This is a genomic window from Amycolatopsis sp. NPDC005232, from assembly GCF_040607795.1.
Classification (GTDB): Bacteria; Actinomycetota; Actinomycetes; order Mycobacteriales; family Pseudonocardiaceae; genus Amycolatopsis.
On the sequence record NZ_JBEXHL010000036.1, the window covers coordinates 41545 to 55985 of the forward strand.

A 14441-nucleotide genomic window follows, 5' to 3' on the forward strand; every position below is an offset into this window, starting at 1 on the left:
GTCGATCGTCGTGACTGCCCTCGAAGAAGCCGTGCCCGACGATCCCACCGACGCGCTGTCCCCGGTCCCCGCCGCGCGCGCCCGGGGCGGCCGCCTGAAGTTCTGCTACGGCCCGATGGACTGCGGGAAGTCGACGCTGGCTCTGCAGATCGACCACAACCACGCGCGGCAGGGCCGGCGCGGGCTGGTGCTGGTGCGCCACGACCGGTCCGGGGCGCCGCAGATCAGCAGCCGGATCGGGATCACGCGCCTCGCCACGGAGGTCGCCGCGGGCACGGACGTGCGGGACCTGGTGCGCGAGCGCTGGGCCGACGGGCAGCACGTGGACTACATCATCGTCGACGAGGCGCAGTTCCTCTCCCCCGCGCAGGTCGACCAGCTGGCGGAGCTGGCCGACGAGGCCGGCATCGACGTGTACTGCTTCGGCATCGCCACCGACTTCCGCAGCCGCCTGTTCCCCGGTGCGGGCCGGCTGTTCGAACTGGCCGACGAGCTGCAGCCGGTGCAGGTCGAGGTGCTGTGCTGGTGCGGGCTGCCGGGCCGGTTCAATGCGCGCGTGCGGGACGACGAAATACTCCGCGAGGGTGACACCGTTGTAGTAGCAGATACCGAACAGCCCGTAGTTGAATCTTCAGCTTCAGTACGTTCCGATGCTGAATCCACTACGGTCCGTTATCAGGTATTGTGCCGCCGACACTTCCGGTTGGGTGACTTGGGTCCCGTGACGGCTCACCACGGTCAGTTACGGTTGTCGTGAACGGAGCGCCAGTAGCCCAACTGGGGGATATCCGCACTTGGAAGGCGGTGTCTGCGTCACGCCGGTGCGCGAAACCTGTCCCAGTAGAGGAAGCTGATGCCGAAGGGTGACGCAGCTCATCGTGAGCAACGACATGGTTACCGGGGAATCCCCCGAACGCCGCGTTCGTTGCATAGGGTGAGCAACACCCTGGCTCCACCCGGAGCTGACTGAAAGGACCCCATCATGGCCGACCGTGTTCTCCGTGGAAGCCGGCTGGGAGCGGTCAGCTACGAGACCGACCGCAATCACGACCTCGCCCCGCGCCGTACCGTGCGCTACGCGTGCCCCAAGAACCACGAGTTCGAGGTGCCGTTCTCCGACGACGCCGAGATCCCGACCGTCTGGGAATGCCGCCTGCACGGCAGCGAGAGCGAGATCGTCGATGGCGGGCAGCCCGAGCAGAAGAAGACCAAGCCTCCCAGGACCCACTGGGACATGCTTCTGGAGCGCCGCTCCATTCCCGAGCTCGAGGACCTGCTGAACGAACGTCTCGCCGAGCTCAAGGGACGCCGGACCAGCCGGTCCGCGTGAGTCTCGGCCAGTAGCTGGCTCCCACCCATCCCCCGATCGATCGGCCCCCGTGACCTCCCTCCACGGGGGCCTTTCGCATGTCCGGGGCCGGTTAACGCGGGTTGCTCCCCTGGAGGATCTGCCAACTGGTCCGCGTGGCCGGCCGGAGAAGGTGGGTTCCCGTGCCGCGGAGGGTGACGAGCGCCGTGTGGACGGGATCGAGAGCGTCGACTCTGGACGGCCGCAGCGGACGATCCGCGTCAGCTCCAGCACAGCTTCCTCCGGACATACGAAAGTCCGCCGCCCCGGTGACCAGGACGGCGGACTCGCATGGACCTCAGTAGCTCAGTGCCGGCCGAGCAGGCGCTTGACCTGTTCCAGGCGCCGCTTCACGCCCCACTCCGCGACGCGGAAGAAGGCCTCGCGCATGATGTCGCCGCTCATCTTCGACTGGCCGATCTCGCGGTCGGTGAAGGTGATGGGGACCTCGACGATGTCGAAGCCCGCGTCGGCGGTGCGGCGGGTGAGGTCGATCTGGAAGCAGTAGCCGTGGGAGGCGATCTCGTCGAGCTCGAGCTTCTCCAGCACCGGCCGGCGGTAGGCGCGGAAGCCGGCCGTCATGTCGGAGACCTTGAGGCCCAGGGCGATGCGCGAGTAGATGTTCGCGCCGCGCGAGAGCAGCTGCCGGCTCAGCGGCCAGTTGACCGTGCTGCCGCCGGGCACGTAGCGCGAGCCGATGGACAGGTCGGTGTCCGTGACCGCGTCCAGGATCCGCGGCAGGTCCTCCGGGGCGTGCGAGCCGTCGGCGTCCATCTCGACGAACGTGGCGTAGCCCTGCGCCAGGCCCCAGCGGAACCCGGCGATGTAGGCCTTGCCGAGCCCCGCCTTCTCCGTGCGGTGGAGAACGTGGACGCGCTCGTCGGCAGCGGCCCGCTCGTCGGCGAGCTCACCGGTGCCGTCCGGGCTGCCGTCGTCGACGACGAGCACGTGGACGTCCGGGAGTGCCTTGTGGAGCCGGTCCAGAACCGGGCCCAGGTTCTCCCGCTCGTTGTAGGTCGGGATCACCACCAGCACCGGCTCGATTCCTTCGGCCCCCCGCGGCGCCTGCGCCATCCGTCTCCTCCGAATCCGGCGGTTCAGCCCGCCGCGTCCCCTGCTGTCGTGCCGGCGCGAGTGCGCCGGGTGCGAAAACGGAGTACGAACCCGCCGGCGACACCGGCGATCGCCAGTGCCAGCAGTCCGTACTCCGTCCACGCACCGAGTCGATCCGACAGCGTAGTCTGCGTCCGCAGCGGCATGCGGCCGACCAGGGCGTCTGCCGCGAAAAGGCCGGTTGAGCTGGTGATCGTCCCGTCGGGGGCCACCAACGCGCTCACCCCGGACGTCGCCGAGACCACCACGGCGCGCCCGTGTTCGACCGCGCGCAGCCGCGACATCGCCAGCTGCTGGTAGCTCATCTCTCCCGGTCCGTACCACGCGTTGTTGGTCGGTACGACGAGCAGCTCGCCACCGTCGTCGGTCGCTTCGCGGGCGGGGTAGTCGAACGCAGTCTCGTAGCAGATGAACACGCCGACCTTGGTGCCGGCGACCGACAGGGCCGCGTTGCTGCCGTCGCCCGTGCGCATGTCGGCGGTGTCGTCGACGAACGGGGTGACCAGCCGTGCGATGTCGCGGGCGGGCACGTACTCGCCGAAGGGCACCAGCTGCTGCTTGGCGTAGCGCTGGCCCTGCCCTGTCTTCGGGTCCCACACGATCGCGGTGTTCTGAGCGGTCCCGTCGGGCAGCCGGTAGAGCGCGCCGATGATGGCAGGCACGCCGTAGGAGTTCACCATCTGGTCCACCGCCGGGTCGTCCCCGTCGACCGCGGTGGCGGTCTCGGGCCACACGAGCAGATCGGGCTTGGGCACCTTGCCCGCCTGGATCTGCGCGAGGAGCTTCGCGCTCTCCTCGAGGTGGTTCTGGCGCAGCACGTCGCGCTGGCCTTCGAGCGCGATGCCGATGTCGGGCGCGTTGCCCTGCACGGCGGCGACGGTGAGCGAGCCGTCCTGTGCGTCGGTGCCGACTGTCGGCCACACGGCCAGCCCGGCGACGACCGGCAGGAACGTGAGCACCAGGGGCGCGATGAGCCGGCGGTCGCGCAGCTTGCGCTGTTCCCACCACCGCGCGGCCAGCGCGGCGAGGCCGAAGCCGCTGAGCACCACGGCGAGCCCCACGAGCGGCGCGCCGCCGACGGACGCCAGCGACAGGTACGCGCCTTCGGGCTGGCTGAACGCGACGCGGCCCCACGGGAAGCCGCCGAGCGGGAACCACGCCCGTGGCGTCTCCAGCGCGACGAACACCAGCGCCCCCCACAGCGGCGCCAGCGGCAGCCGGGACACGACCCGGATCAGCACCCCGGCGAGTCCGAAGTAGAGCGACAGCGCGCACGACAGCCCCAGCCACGGCCACGGCCCGAACTCCCGGCCGAGGAAGTCCTGCAGCCACACCAGCAACGCGAGGAAGAACACGACGCCGTAGACGAAGCCGTAGCCGAACGCGCCGCGCAGCGACCGTCCACGAAGGACGAGCGCGAAGCCGGCGAACGCGATCGGCGCGAGCCACCACAGCGGTCTGGGCGCGAAGCTGAGGTAGTACAGGTAGCCCGTGGCGCCGGCGGCGACGAGCCGCACCAGCCACGCACGCGTGAACCGCGGTCGTTTCCGCCGCTTGGAGGTCGTTTCGTGCGGAGCGCCCGGTTCGGGGTCCACGACAGTCACTGCCACGCCCCGAACTCTAGGAGGCGGAGGTGAACTGGTCGTAGATGACCGTGCCTGCGCGCACCGTCCGCAGGCATTTCGGCAGCGGCGCGCCCGGGTCGAGGCGCGGCAGCGGCGGCACGCCGGAGCGCGGATCGGTGGACCAGCGCTGCACGCGGGTGTCGGCCGTGGCGACGACGAGGTCGGTCGCGTCCCAGATCGCGTAGTGCGCGGGCGCACCGGGTACGAGACTGCCGGTCACGCCGTCGTTGACTCCGGCGGCGCGGTGGCCCGCGCGGGTGTGGGCGGTGAAGGCGGCGCGCGCGGAGAGCCGGGCGGCCGGGGTGTGGTGGTGCACGGCCGCCCGGACGGCGGCCCACGGGTCGAGCGCCGTCACCGGGGAGTCGGAGCCGAAGGCGAGCACCACGCCCTCGGCGGCGAGCGTGGCGAACGGGTTGAGCCCGGCGGCGCGGCCGGCGCCGAGGCGCTCGGCGTACATGCCGGTGTCGCCGCCCCACGCGTCGTCGAACAGCGGCTGCACCGAGGCGACGACACCCCAGCCGGCGAGGGCACGGGCCTCGTCGGCGGTGACCATCTCCAGGTGCTCGAGCCGGTGGTGGCGGGCGGCGAGCGCGCGCTGGCCCACCTCCTTCTCGGCCAGCCGGAAGCCTTCGACGACCTCCGCGACGGCCGCGTCGCCGATCACGTGGAACCCGGCCTGCAGCCCGGCCTCGGTGCACGCGGCGAGGTGCTCGCCGATGCCGGCGGCGTCGGTGTAGAGGGCACCGGACGTGCCCGGCTCATCGGCGTACGGGCTGCTCAGGGCGGCGGTGCGGGAGCCGAGCGCGCCGTCGACGAACAGGTCGCCCGCCACGCCGTGGGCACCGAGGGCGCGGGCGGTGTCGAGCCCGCCGAGCTGCCCCCAGTAGCCGACGACCTCGGGCAGGCCGGGTTCGGCGGCGAGGGCGAGCAGGCCCGTGAAGTCGTCTTGGCCGGCGATGTCCGGGCCGCCGCACTCGTGCACGCCGACGATCCCGCGCGCGGCGGCCTCGGCGAGGAACGCGCGTTGCGCCGCCGTGCGCTGCTGCGGCCTGATCGCGGCGCGCGCGGCCGCGCGGACCTTGTGGTGGGCGTCGCGGGTGAGCGGTCCGTCGGCGGAGAAGCCTTCGCCGACGCGGGCCTCGGGCGCGAGGTCGATCAGCGCGGTGGACACGAGCGCGGAGTGCACGTCGACGCGGCTGAGGTAGACGGGCGTGGTGCCGGCGGCGTCGTCGAGCTCGGCGCGGCTGGGCAGGCGTGGGTCGGTCCAGGCCGACTCGTCCCAGCCGTGCGCGAGCAGCACCTGGCCCGGCGCGGCGGCGACGGCGGTGCGGACGGCGGCCAGCAGCTCGCCTGCGCCGCGCACGCGCGTGAGGTCGAGGCCGGTCAGGTGCAGGCCGGTGGCGGTGGCGTGCACGTGGGCGTCGACGAACGCGGGGGCGACGAACGCGCCGTCGAGATCGACCACCGTCGCGTCCGGGTGCAGCGCGCGGGCGGGGGCGTCCTGGCCGACCCAGACCACGGTGCCGCCGGACACGGCCAGCGCCGTCGCGTCGGGGGAAGACGGGGTGTAGATCCTGCCGCCGAGCAGGAGCGTCGTGCTGTCGTTCGTCACGGTGTCGAGTCTCCCCCGCGTCGCGCGCGCCGACCGCCCGGGGTCGGTTTTCCTCACTCCGCGTGAACACGAGTTCGCCCCTGTGAGCCAGGTCACCTGAACGGGTCGGGCCGGTCGGCACGTGCTTGGTCCGTGAGGGAGCGCCGCCGCCAGGTGGCCGCCGAAGGGGACGCGCGGTGCGGGTGACCGGCCGGGCGGGAGACAGGGGACTTCGATGCACCAGATCGTCGCGAGCCCGGTGACCGGGCTCATCCAGGCCGAAGACATCACCGACCTCGTCGCTGTGACCGAAGGCGAGGTGCTGCTGCCGGGCGAGCCCGGGTATGCCGCCGAGTGCGCCGCCTTCAACTTCAACAACCCGCTCGAACCCGCGCTCGTCGTCGCCGCGGTCTCGTCCGCCGACGTGCAGAACGCCGTCCGGTTCGCGCGTCGCCGATCACTGCCCGTAGCGATCAAGGCTACGGCTCACCAGGTCGTGGCCCAGGCGCGGGACGCGGTGCTGATCACCACGAGCCGCATGACCGGCGTGACCGTGGACCCGCGGCGGCGCACCGCGCGGGTCGAGGCCGGCGCCCGCTGGCAGCAGGTCCTCGACGCGGCGGCCGAGCACGGGCTGGCGCCACTGGCCGGGTCCGCGCCGGGCGTCGGCGTCGTCGGCTACACGCTCGGCGGTGGCCTCAGCCCCGTGATCGGGCGGACCCGCGGCTACGCCGCCGACCACGTGCGGCTCATCGAGGTCGTGACCGCCGACGGCGCGCACCGGACCGTGACGGCCGAGACCGAGCGCGACCTGTTCTGGGCACTGCGCGGTGGCAAGGGCAACTTCGGCGTGGTCACCGCGCTCGAGTTCGACCTGTTCCCCGTCACCCGCTTCTACGGCGGCGGCCTCTACTACGCGGGCGAGGACCTGGCCGTGGTGCTGCACGCGTGGCGCCAGTGGGTGCCGCTGCTGCCGGAGGAGGCCACGACTTCGGTGATGGTGCAGCGGCTGCCGCCGGCTCCCGAGCTGCCCGATGTGCTGCGCGGCGCGTTCGTGGTGCACCTGCGCTTCGCCCACCTCGGCTCGCCCGAGGCCGCCGAACGGCTTCTCGCGCCACTGCGTGACGTCGCCCCGGTACTGCTGGACCTGGTGGAAGACAAGCCGTTCAGCTCCATCGGCGAGATCCACCTCGACCCGGCCGACCCGCTCCCGTACTACGACCGCACCACCAGCCTGCGCGAGATCACCGCCGAGACGATCGACGCGCTCGTCGAGCTCACCGGGCCGGACTCGGACTGCCCGCTGCTGGGTGTGGAGCTGCGCGCCCTCGGCGGCGCGCTGGACCGCGAGCCCGCCGCACCGAACGCGGTGCCCGTGCGCGGCGTGCCGTTCCTGGTGTTCGCCCTCGGCGTCGGCGGTCCCGAGCGCGCCGAGGAGCTGCGCGCGGCCCTCGACACCGTTGTCGGCGCGCTGGAACCGTGGTCGGCTGAGCGGCAGTCGCCGAACTTCCTCTCGGCCGACGAGGGCTCGTCGGCCGCCGCGGTGCGCGCGATCTACGGGCCGGAGCGCTACGACCGGCTCGCCGCGGTGAAGCACGTCTACGACCCGGGCAACCTCTTCCGCGTGAACCACAACATCCGTCCGGCCGCCTGAGGACGCGTGCCGCAGCGGTCTCGACCGCTGCGGCACGCACAGTCACCGTGCAAGAAGATTTACGCCGTGAGAACGTTATGGCAGGATAATTTAACGCGTTCCCGACGACTCGAAGCACGAATGACTGGAGTACAGATGACTGCGATCCAGGAACCTGTGCCGCCTCCCGCCCACGACCAGCCGTACGAGTACGCGCGCACCGAGCTGGTGGAACCGGACTGGCGCCGCTTCCCCGGCTGGCACCACGTGACCGACGCCGAGTGGCGCGACGCGCAGTGGCAGCGGGTGCACTGCGTCCGCAACGTCAAGCAGCTGCACGCGCTGATGGGTGATCTGCTGGAGGAGCGGTTCTACGAGGACCTGCTCGCGGACCAGCGGGAAATGGCCACGATGTCGATGCTGCTGCCCCCGCAGATGCTCAACACGATGGCCCCCTCCGCCGGCAGCGACCCGGCCAAGGTCACCGAGGCGTTCTACGCCGACCCGATCCGCCGTTACATGCTGCCCGTGCGCAGCGACCGCGACCTCGCGTGGCCCAGCCACCCGCACTCGGAGCGCGACTCGCTGCACGAGGCCGAGATGTGGGTCGTCGAGGGTCTCACGCACCGGTACCCGACCAAGGTGCTCGCAGAGATGATCTCGACGTGCCCCCAGTACTGCGGGCACTGCACGCGCATGGACCTCGTCGGGAACTCGACCGAGCAGGTCGAGAAGCACAAGCTCACGCTCAAGCCGGTCGACCGCCAGGACGCGATGATCGACTACCTCAAGCGCACCCCGGGCGTGCGCGACGTCGTGGTGTCGGGCGGCGATGTCGCCAACGTGCCGTGGCCGCAGCTCGAGTCGTTCCTCATGCGCCTCATGGACATCGAGACCATCCGCGACATCCGCCTCGCCACCAAGGCGCTGGCCGCGCTGCCGCAGCACTGGCTGCAGCCGAAGGTGACCGAGGGCCTCGAGCGCGTCGCCGTCACCGCCCAGCGGCGCGGCGTGAACCTCGCCATCCACACGCACGTCAACCACGCGCAGTCCGTCACGCCCCTGGTCGCCGAAGCCGCGCGCACCGCGCTCGAGGTGGGCGTGCGCGACGTGCGCAACCAGGGCGTGCTCATGCGCGGCGTCAACGCCACCCCCGCCGCACTGCTGGATCTGTGCTTCGCGTTGCAGGGCGAGGCGAACATCTTGCCGTACTACTTCTACATGTGCGACATGATCCCCAACGCCGAACACTGGCGCGTTGCCGTGTGGGAGGCCCAGGACCTGCAGCACGCCATCATGGGCTACCTCCCGGGCTACGCCACCCCCCGCATCGTCTGCGACGTGCCGTATGTCGGGAAGCGCTGGGTCCACCAGCTCGCCGACTACGACCGCGACCGCGGCATCTCCTACTGGACGAAGAACTACCGCACCGGCATCGAGCACGCGGACCCGGAGGCGTTGCAGCGGCGGTACCCGTACTACGACCCGATTTCGACGCTGCCGGAGAGCGGGCGGAAGTGGTGGGCCGAGCAGAACAGCTGAGTCCTCCGCGTTGTCGAAAACCAGGTGAGCCCTAACCTCGCGAAATCGGGGCTCACCTGATTTCGTGGAAACCACCGGGAAAATCACACGTCTGCGCCCTTGCACGTCATCGACGGCGACGAAGGCCTGCTGGTGAATCAACACGTTGCCGTACAGACAGACCTCGGCACCGCCAATACGCTCCCCCACGCGGCACGTTCACGCTCGGGGAGGGCAGCGACATGCTCGATGCCAAGCAGCACCAGGGCAAGTTCGGGGAGGACTACGTCCGGGTGCTCGCCTCGGCCGCCGGGCTGCTCGTGCTCAAAGAAGATCTTGACGTCGACGGTATCGATCTCGGATTCCGTGCCACTGGGCACTACGGAAAAGTCTTCTCGCCCACCATCGAGGCACAGATCAAGACGTGGTCGGCCCCGCGGCAGTCGTCGGGGAACCTGATCTACCGCGGCCTCAGCGAATGGCAGTTCAACAAGCTCGCCGGACCGGACTTCTCGATCCCCCGGTTCCTCTTCGTGATCTGCGTCCCGCCCGACAGCGGCTCCTACGCCTCGTCACTGACGGAGGGCGTGCTGTTGCGCCACCTCGGCTACTTCGTCTCCCTGCACGCCGAACAGCCGATCGTGAACCCCGACAAGAATAAGAAACGCCCAGTCAGGGTTCCGACCGCCAACGTGCTGACCGCCGCCACGCTGCGTCGGCTCACCGAGACTCGATCGGCCTGGTGAGCCACAGGTGTCAACACCGCTGAACGTCGCCGACATCATCAGCTACCTCACCCAGACGGGCTGGGAAGAACATGATCCGCACGACCTGCGGGGAACGAGCACCTGGCACCACCCCGACGACTTTGAGGTATCGGTGCCGATCCGCGACGGCATGGGCGATGGCGAGCGCAGAGTGCGCGAGATCCTCAGGTGCCTGGCCGAGGTGGAAGACCGCCCGATCCCGGACCTCGCGCAGGAAATCTCCCGCCCCTACTTGGACAAGCAGTTCTTCCGCACCTTCCCGGCCGACCACGACTCCGGCTACACCTCGCTGGAATCCGGCCTTCAGGCGGTGAAAGGCGTGCGCGATCTTCTCGCGACGGCCGCTCGGACGGCGCTGCAAGGACCGCACTTCGCGTTCGCGGGCCGTTCGCCTGCCGCGGTCGGCGATCTGGTGCGGGCGGCGGAACTCGGGCCAGCCAGGGCGGGCAGCTACGTCATCGAAGTCCGGTTAGCGGCGAACGCGACTGCCCGCGCTATGTCGGGGGATCAGTTCGACGGGCGAATGGTGCTCGTGCAGCTTCACGAATCCGTCGCGGCGGCCCAGACCGCGGTGCTGACCGACCGGCCCGCCGCGTTCGACGAAGCGGTCACCGCCGGCGTCTCTGCCGATCTGTGCACCGCGTTGAGCGGCCTGTCCGGTTCCGGCGGCGAACCGTTCGAAGTCACCTTCCGCTGGGCTCGCGCGCGGCCTCATGACGCACCGACGTCGGCGCTGGCATTCCCGGCGCACGCGGAACCACTGCTGAAGGCGGCAGCAGCCCGGTTGCGCGGACTAAACGCATCGGGCCCGGCCTCGGTCGCCGGGACCATCAGCGGGCTGCACGACGACGACAACGGCGGAGACCGTTGGCGCATCAAGGTGGACGGCACCCTCCGCACCGAACACGACCGCCAGTCACCCCGGAAGTCGGTCTGGGTCCGCTTGCCCGACCAGATCACCTACGACCGGGCGATCGCCGCACATCGCGAGCATCGCCAGGTCAGCGTGTCCGGCGAACTGTCCAGCACGACCGGCCGGGTGGAGCTGGTACCCGGCCGCGACCTCGAGATCTGATCCGATCCGAACCCGGAGGACGACCGTGGCAACCGAGATGACCGTGCGCGACCAGGTTTCACTGTTCACGCTGATGATGGTGGCGCGGCCGGTGACGAACCGGGAACTGCGCGACCTCGCCGGCCTCGAGATCACCGCGGCCGTTCGCGCGAGGGCCAATCAGGACGTCGAACTCATCTCGACGACGAAGCGCGGAGCGGTCAACACACATCGACTCACGGCCGAGGGCCGAAGCTGGTGTGAGTCGGCGCTCGCGGCCGGCCGCCCCGACGGCGCGAAGTTCCCCGCGGGCGCGCTCTACGCCGCAATGGAGACCGTCGGACAATTCCTCGCGCGAGCGGACATCAAGTTCGGCGAGTTCTTCCAGCCCGATCTCGAAGGCTGGATCCGCGCGGTGTACGCCGAGTTGACGGTGCGCCGACCGCCGGGGAGCTGGGTCAAGCTCTCGACAGTCCGTCCCTGGCTCCAAAACGTCCCCAGGGAGGTGGTCGACGCCGAACTCGATCGGATGATCGAGCAGGCCGACGTGCGGTTGATGGCCGAGCTGAACCGGAAGTCGCTGACCGACGAGGAGCGCGACGCAGCGGTCGACATCGGAGGCCAGGCGCGCCACCTGCTGAAGATCGAGGCAGAGTGAACCCGGAGCTGGAGGCCCTCGGCCGGCTGCACCTCGGCACGGCGCCCACCCAGGACGAGGTGTGGGACTCGGTCTCGCCATACCACGTCGAGAGCCTCCACCCCGAAGTGTCACGGCGGCTCCTCGCGGCGATGGCCGTGGTCAGCGACGATCGGGCACCGACCGCGGCCGTGATCCAGGGCGAAACCGGGGCAGGGAAGACCCATCTCCTCAGCTGGACCCGGGAGGAGATCCAGAACCGGGGCGGATTCTTCTTCTACATCAAGCTCGTGAACGGACACGACTTCTGGCGCAGCGCCACCGGCAGCCTGGTCGACAGCCTCTACCGCAAAGACGAGGGAGGGCAGGAGCAACTGCTGCACCTTCTGCGCGAACTCTCTCGAGCGGCGGGACTCGGCGACGCGACCTGTGCCGCCGTCATAGGCGAACGCGATGTGACGCCTGCCGACCTCGACACCTTCATCGGCGGGATCCGACGGCTGGACCGGCAAGTGGGCAACGAGGCTCGCGACACCGCTCGCGCGCTGGCACTGGTCGCTGCCGCCCGGGACGATGCCGTGGCGGCCGGTACCTCGTACTTTGCGCTCAACGACGACGAGCTGGGGCAGCGCGCCATGTGGGGTTTGCCTTCCACCGCGACCCCCGCCCAGCGCGTACTGCGTGATCTGACCCGGCTGTTCGCCCTCGTCGGCCCGTTGGTGTTCGCGTTCGACCAGCTCGACAACCTCGTGGCCGTGTCCGAGAGTTCGGCGCTCACCATGCCTTCGTCGGGCGAGCACCGGGCCGCCAAGCGGCTGAGCGGGGCCATCGCCGACGGGCTGATGGACCTTCGAGAAGAGACCCGACGCACGCTCATGGTTGTCGCGTGCCAGCCAGACACATGGCACAAGATCTCCCAGGCGGCCATGGGCTCGGCATTGGACCGGTTCGACCTCCTTCCAGAACTCGGGGCGATCCCGGACGAAGCAACGGCCGCTGCCATCGTCGCGAGCCGTCTCCGCGAGACCTACGCGTCGGCAGGTTTCAGCCCGCCGTACCCGACCTTCCCGATCACCGCGGCCGCAATCGCGGACGCGCCGCGGCGCTACACGGTCCGCCGGCTCCTGCAGCGGGTGGCCCAGCACGTCAAGTCCTGCCTCGACTCCGGGCACGTGATCGAACTGGCTACGCTGAGCGACACGGAGGCGACCGCTACGACGGTCAGCACCGCATCGGCCGTTGAGGACCGTTCCGAAGACGAAGCGCTCACTGAGCGGTTCGAAGTGCTGCGGAGCGAGGCGGATCCGGCGATGCCGCTCGACAAGGCAACCGAAGACCGGCTCATGCCCGGCCTGGTGGGCGCGGGGCTCAAGTGCTTGATGATCGAATTCGCGGTGGACGAATCCCGGTTCGTGATCGAGGCCGGTTTCGGTCGCAGGGCAGCGCTGCACGCCCAGTTGCGCGTCGTCCTCGACGAAGCAACCGAGAACGACGTCCGGTGGTCCTTCCGGGGCGTCGCCACCGGCAACGCCCTGTCGGCGCAGGCGCAGATGCGCAACGCGATGACCGAAGCCGGGCTTGAGGCAGGCGTGGTGAGCCGGCAGCTGTCGCTGCTGCGCAACACTCGCTATCCGTCGGGTCGCAAGACCGAGGAGATCAAGGTTGACTTCGAGGCCCGCGGGGGCCGGTCGGTTCCGGTCAGCGGTGCCGATCTGCGAACATTGGCGGCATTGCGGCGGATGCTCGACGAGGGCTTGCCGGGCTTCGGCGGATGGCTCCGACGGACGCGGCCCGCCTCCCGGACCGAGGTGTTCTCCTCCCTCGTCGCGCAACTGCGCCCGTACGTCGGCGATGCCGGCGGCACGACGACTCCGGCGGAGCCTCTCGAGGAGCCTGCTCGTCAGCATGTCGAGGATTCCGCGCCGACCATCACGTTCGGCACAACCCGGCGAGGTGGCCGTCCCTTCGACGCTTACCTGGAACAGCTCCGGATGCACACGGCGGTGATCGGCGCTGCCGGTTCGGGGAAGACCGTGCTGCTGAAGCGGCTCGCCGAGCAGTGTGCGCTGCGCGGTGTTTCGAGCATCATCCTTGATCCGAACGACGATCTCGCCCGGCTCGGCGATCCCTGGCCTACGTCACCGCCGGCGTGGCACGAAGGGCAAACTGCCGAAGCGAGGCAGTATTTCTCGGGCGCCGAGGTGGTCGTGTGGACACCGGGCCTGAGCCGTGGCCATCCCCTGTTCTTCAACCCCCTGCCAGACTTCGGTCCGGTCCTCGACGACGAGGACGACTTCAAAGGGCTGCTCACCTCGACGGTCAACATCATCGCACCACACGTCGGTATCCACGGCGCCTCCGCCCGCGCCACCCAGCAGCGCGGCGTCCTGCGCCGCGCCCTCATCCACTACGCCCGTGAGGGCGGACGAAGCTTGAGGGGGCTCGTGGAACTGCTCGCCGAACCGCCGAGCGACATGGTGAACGCACGGACCCGCAAGCTGGCCGACAGTATGGCGGACACGCTCGAAGCCGCGCTCGACACCGACCCGCTCCTTGACGAATCGAGTCGGTCCGTCGACCCGGGCGTCCTCCTGACGCCGTCGCCGGGCAGGCGGGCTCGGATCTCCGTGATCAGCTTCGTCGGACTGTCGGGCGACGCGCCGGCGCAGTTCGTCAACCGCTTGCAGGCCGCCCTGTTCTCGTGGTTTAAGGCACACCCCGCCGCGGATGGAACGCTGGGCGGCCTGCTGATTCTCGACGAGGCGCAGAACTTCGTGCCCTCCGGCGCTTCCAACCCCAGCACTGACAGCACGGTGGACCTGATCCGCCAAGTTCGGAAGTACGGTCTGGGCATCGTGCTCGCGTCCCAAGCGCCGAAGGGAATACACAACCAAGCCTTGGGAAACACGGCCAACCAGTTCATCGGCAGAGTCACGGCGGCCGTCCAGGTTGAGGCCGTCAAGGCAATGGCGGCCGCGCGGAACTCGGTCATCGGCGAACCCGGGTCCCTCAGCCGCGGCAGCTTCTACGCCGCCGGCGAGGGAACCGCATATGTCCGGATCGACGTACCCCTCTGCCTCAGCCACCACGCCGGACCGCTGACCGAGGACGAGGTTGTCGAGCGCGCCCGTCGCGCGCCCGACAACCCCTGA

General features: G+C 70.0%; 11 protein-coding genes. 8 read left to right on the plus strand and 3 right to left on the minus strand.

Going from position 1 to position 14441, the window contains the following annotated elements:
• The first annotated feature begins 10 nt into the window (after positions 1 to 10).
• Positions 11 to 757: a thymidine kinase gene (locus ABZU76_RS42150; RefSeq protein WP_354881098.1), complete on the plus strand. Its 747-nt coding sequence runs from the start codon at positions 11 to 13 to the stop codon at positions 755 to 757.
• A 225-nt stretch (positions 758 to 982) separates the two neighbouring features.
• Positions 983 to 1330, plus strand: a complete 348-nt coding sequence (locus ABZU76_RS42155) for an RNA polymerase-binding protein RbpA (protein WP_091613651.1) — start codon at positions 983 to 985, stop codon at positions 1328 to 1330.
• A gap of 324 nt (positions 1331 to 1654) precedes the next feature.
• Here ABZU76_RS42155 and ABZU76_RS42160 read toward each other — a convergent pair whose 3' ends face one another.
• From ABZU76_RS42160 to ABZU76_RS42170, 3 genes are read right to left on the minus strand one after another with little or no spacing between them, the layout of a single operon-like run.
• Positions 1655 to 2422, minus strand: a complete 768-nt coding sequence (locus tag ABZU76_RS42160) for a polyprenol monophosphomannose synthase (protein WP_220240743.1) — start codon at positions 2420 to 2422, stop codon at positions 1655 to 1657.
• Between the two features lie 23 nt (positions 2423 to 2445).
• On the minus strand, positions 2446 to 4071 hold the full coding sequence (gene lnt, locus ABZU76_RS42165) for an apolipoprotein N-acyltransferase (protein ID WP_354881102.1): 1626 nt from the start codon (positions 4069 to 4071) through the stop codon (positions 2446 to 2448).
• Positions 4072 to 4081: 10 nt separating this feature from the next.
• Positions 4082 to 5698, minus strand: coding sequence for an amidohydrolase (locus ABZU76_RS42170; protein ID WP_354881105.1), 1617 nt, complete (start codon positions 5696 to 5698; stop codon positions 4082 to 4084).
• A 214-nt stretch (positions 5699 to 5912) separates the two neighbouring features.
• On the opposite strand from ABZU76_RS42170, the gene ABZU76_RS42175 reads away from it, so the two are divergent.
• The 6 genes from ABZU76_RS42175 (at position 5913) to ABZU76_RS42200 (ending at position 14441) form a co-directional block, all read left to right on the plus strand.
• Positions 5913 to 7331 carry an FAD-binding oxidoreductase gene (locus ABZU76_RS42175; protein WP_354881108.1) on the plus strand — a complete coding sequence of 473 codons (1419 nt, stop codon included), beginning with the start codon at positions 5913 to 5915 and terminating at the stop codon, positions 7329 to 7331.
• A 135-nt stretch (positions 7332 to 7466) separates the two neighbouring features.
• Positions 7467 to 8852, plus strand: coding sequence for a lysine 2,3-aminomutase (locus ABZU76_RS42180; protein ID WP_354881111.1), 1386 nt, complete (start codon positions 7467 to 7469; stop codon positions 8850 to 8852).
• A gap of 221 nt (positions 8853 to 9073) precedes the next feature.
• Positions 9074 to 9577, plus strand: coding sequence for a DUF4365 domain-containing protein (locus ABZU76_RS42185; protein WP_354881114.1), 504 nt, complete (start codon positions 9074 to 9076; stop codon positions 9575 to 9577).
• Between the two features lie 7 nt (positions 9578 to 9584).
• Positions 9585 to 10673 (plus strand): hypothetical protein, encoded by a 1089-nt coding sequence (locus ABZU76_RS42190; RefSeq protein ID WP_354881117.1) that lies wholly within the window; start codon positions 9585 to 9587, stop codon positions 10671 to 10673.
• 37 nt (positions 10674 to 10710) lie between these two features.
• Positions 10711 to 11310, plus strand: coding sequence for a hypothetical protein (locus ABZU76_RS42195; RefSeq protein WP_354881120.1), 600 nt, complete (start codon positions 10711 to 10713; stop codon positions 11308 to 11310).
• Positions 11307 to 14441 carry a DUF87 domain-containing protein gene (locus tag ABZU76_RS42200; RefSeq protein WP_354881123.1) on the plus strand — a complete coding sequence of 1045 codons (3135 nt, stop codon included), beginning with the start codon at positions 11307 to 11309 and terminating at the stop codon, positions 14439 to 14441. The genes ABZU76_RS42195 and ABZU76_RS42200 overlap by 4 nt, the downstream gene beginning before the upstream one ends.

What these genes read in the sequence shown, in the direction of transcription:
- ABZU76_RS42195 (WP_354881120.1), top strand. Translation starts at nt 10,711, where the DNA reads ATGACCGTGCGCGACCAGGTTTCACTGTTCACGCTGATGATGGTGGCG.
- ABZU76_RS42175 (WP_354881108.1), top strand. Translation starts at nt 5,913, where the DNA reads ATGCACCAGATCGTCGCGAGCCCGGTGACCGGGCTCATCCAGGCCGAA.
- ABZU76_RS42185 (WP_354881114.1), top strand. Translation starts at nt 9,074, where the DNA reads ATGCTCGATGCCAAGCAGCACCAGGGCAAGTTCGGGGAGGACTACGTC.
- ABZU76_RS42155 (WP_091613651.1), top strand. Translation starts at nt 983, where the DNA reads ATGGCCGACCGTGTTCTCCGTGGAAGCCGGCTGGGAGCGGTCAGCTAC.
- ABZU76_RS42180 (WP_354881111.1), top strand. Translation starts at nt 7,467, where the DNA reads ATGACTGCGATCCAGGAACCTGTGCCGCCTCCCGCCCACGACCAGCCG.
- ABZU76_RS42160 (WP_220240743.1), bottom strand. Translation starts at nt 2,422, where the DNA reads ATGGCGCAGGCGCCGCGGGGGGCCGAAGGAATCGAGCCGGTGCTGGTG.